The organism is Brevundimonas sp. Root1423 (assembly GCF_001426805.1).
The window spans coordinates 1-2,280 of record NZ_LMFL01000086.1 but is presented as its reverse complement, the minus strand read 5'-3'; the positions used below and the strand labels follow the sequence as shown (position 1 = coordinate 2,280).

At 67.2% G+C, this 2,280-nt stretch carries 5 protein-coding genes; 4 read left to right on the top strand and 1 reads right to left on the bottom strand.

Features of this window, described 5'->3' with window-relative positions; all coding sequences use genetic code 11:
- From ASD25_RS28415 to ASD25_RS28405, 3 genes are all read left to right on the top strand, one after another.
- The coding region (locus ASD25_RS28415) for an adenosylhomocysteinase (protein WP_056621556.1) at positions 1–228 on the top strand (228 nt) is incomplete at its 5' end.
- Between the two features lie 111 nt (positions 229–339).
- Positions 340–546: a twin transmembrane helix small protein gene (locus tag ASD25_RS28410; protein WP_055826683.1), complete on the top strand. Its 207-nt coding sequence runs from the start codon at positions 340–342 to the stop codon at positions 544–546.
- 5 nt (positions 547–551) lie between these two features.
- Complete coding sequence (locus ASD25_RS28405; RefSeq protein ID WP_055826687.1) at positions 552–1,124, top strand: cob(I)yrinic acid a,c-diamide adenosyltransferase; 573 nt, start codon at positions 552–554, stop codon at positions 1,122–1,124.
- A 145-nt stretch (positions 1,125–1,269) separates the two neighbouring features.
- On the opposite strand, the gene ASD25_RS28400 is transcribed toward ASD25_RS28405, so the two are convergent.
- A complete protein-coding gene (locus ASD25_RS28400) occupies positions 1,270–1,602 on the bottom strand; it encodes a hypothetical protein (protein WP_055826690.1) in 333 nt (110 codons plus the stop codon).
- Positions 1,603–1,724: 122 nt separating this feature from the next.
- Between ASD25_RS28400 and ASD25_RS28395 the strand changes: the two genes are divergently transcribed.
- A partial coding sequence (locus tag ASD25_RS28395) for an electron transfer flavoprotein subunit beta/FixA family protein (protein WP_056621553.1) occupies positions 1,725–2,280 on the top strand: 556 nt, incomplete at its 3' end.

Genomic DNA, 2,280 nt, shown 5'->3' with positions numbered 1-2,280 from the left:
ATGTCGGCGTCCTTCACCAACCAGACGCTGGCCCAGATCGAGCTGTGGACCAACGCCAARTCCTACGAGAACCARGTCTACACCCTGCCCAAGCACCTSGACGAGAAGGTCGCCATGCTGCACCTGGGCAAGCTGGGCGCGAAGCTGACSACGCTKTCSAAGGAACAGGCCGACTACATCTCGGTCCCGACCGARGGCCCGTTCAAGCCGGAMCACTACCGCTACTAGGCCGAAGGGCCGAGAGACCCGAGGGGCCCGCGCCAACTGGCCGCGGGCCCTTTTCGTTGCGGGCCGCCCCGGGCGCTGGCTTCGGACGGCGGCGGGCTCTAGATTGCCGGCATGGGCGACGTACTGAACATCCTGATCCTGCTGGCGATCGCGGCGGTGGCCGTGACCCTCGGGTTCGGCATCTATTCCCTGTACCGGGGCGGCGACTTCGCACGGTCGCATTCCAACAAGCTGATGCGGCTGAGAGTCGCGCTGCAGGCGCTGGCGATCGTGCTGCTGGTCATCGGGATGTGGTGGAAATCCACGCACGGGGCCTAGGCGCCATGGTCGTCCTGAACCGCATCTATACGAAGACGGGAGACGGCGGCGAGACGCGGCTGGCCTCGGGCGCGAAGGTGTCCAAGAGCAACCCGCGGGTCGAGGCCTATGGGGCCGTGGACGAGCTGAACGCCGTCATCGGCGTGGCGCGGCAGCATTCGGGCCAGCACGACCGCATCGACGCCATGCTGGGCCGCATCCAGAACGAACTGTTCGACCTCGGCGCCGACCTGGCCACGCCGCTGGACCCGCCGCCCAAATGGGAGGCCCTGCGCATCCTCGACAGCCAGGTCGAGCGGCTTGAGGCCGAGATCGACTGGATGAACGAGAGCCTGAAGGAACTGGACAGCTTCATCCTGCCGGGCGGATCGCCGCTGTCGGCGCATCTGCATCTGGCCCGCACCGTGGCGCGCCGGGCCGAGCGCGAGGCGGTGCGTCTGATGGAAGCAGGCGAGGCGGCGACGCCGGCGTCGATCCGCTATCTCAACCGGCTGTCGGACCATCTGTTCGTCGCCGCCCGCCGGGCCAATGCCAACGGGGCGGACGATGTGAAGTGGAAGCCCGGGGCGACCCGCTAGACGGTCAAAAAAAACACCGTCCAGATCGTCCAGATAGTCCGTTCACCGGCTGGCCGTATTCGATTGTCAAAGACCGCAGCTGAAGGGTCGCGGTCAGTGAAGCATGCGGATGCGTCAGATCCGGACGCAGGTCTTCGGATGCCGCCTATTGCGCGGCCAGGGCGGCGCGCTGGCGGTCGGCGTCCGCGTCCCGGGCCTTCTGCTGGGCGGCCAGGGAGTCCTCGATCGCCACCAGTTCGCGATTCTTCTCGGCCGAGGCCGCCGCGCGCTCGCCGGGGTTGGGGCGGCCCGTGATCTCGGCGATGGAGACGGGCTGGGCGCAGACCCGGCCCCGCGGATCCCACCACTTGCCGCCTTCCTCGCAGCGGTCGCCCGGCGCGATGACCAGGTTCTCATAGGCGAACATGCCAGCCAGCAGCACGGCGAAGATCGACAGGAACAGGACGCTGAGCCGTTTCATGGTCAGGAGGCGATGCATGGAGGCGTTCCGAGGCTGGGCGGGACGGAGGATCGGCTCCGTTGACGCGGCGTTACGTTGACAGGCCGGATGCGGCGTACCATTCCCTGACGCAACATTCCGGCGCTTTCGTGGATAGCACAATGAAGGTTCTCGTCCCCGTCAAACGGGTGATCGACTACAACGTCAAGGCTCGCGTCAAGGCGGACCAGACCGGCGTTGATCTGGCCAACGTCAAGATGAGCATGAATCCGTTCGACGAGATCGCCGTCGAGGAGGCCGTGCGCATGAAGGAGGGCAAGGAGCATCACGCGGCCGGTACGGTCAGCGAGATCGTGGTCGTCTCCATCGGCGTCACCCAGGCCCAGGAGACCATCCGCACGGCCCTGGCCATGGGCGCGGATCGCGGCCTGCTGATTCAGTCGGACGCCGATCTGGAGCCGCTGGCGGTGGCCAAGCTGCTGAAGGCCGTGGTCGACGAGGAGAAGCCGGATCTGGTCCTGCTGGGCAAGCAGTCGATCGACGGCGACAACAATGCGGTCGGCCAGATGCTGGCCGCCCTGCTGGACTGGCCCCAGGCCACCTTCGCCGGCAAGATCGTGCTGGAAGGCGGCAAGGCGACCGTGACGCGCGAGGTCGACGGGGGCCTGCAGACCCTGTCGGCGACCCTGCCGGCGGTGGTGTCGGTGGACCTGCGGC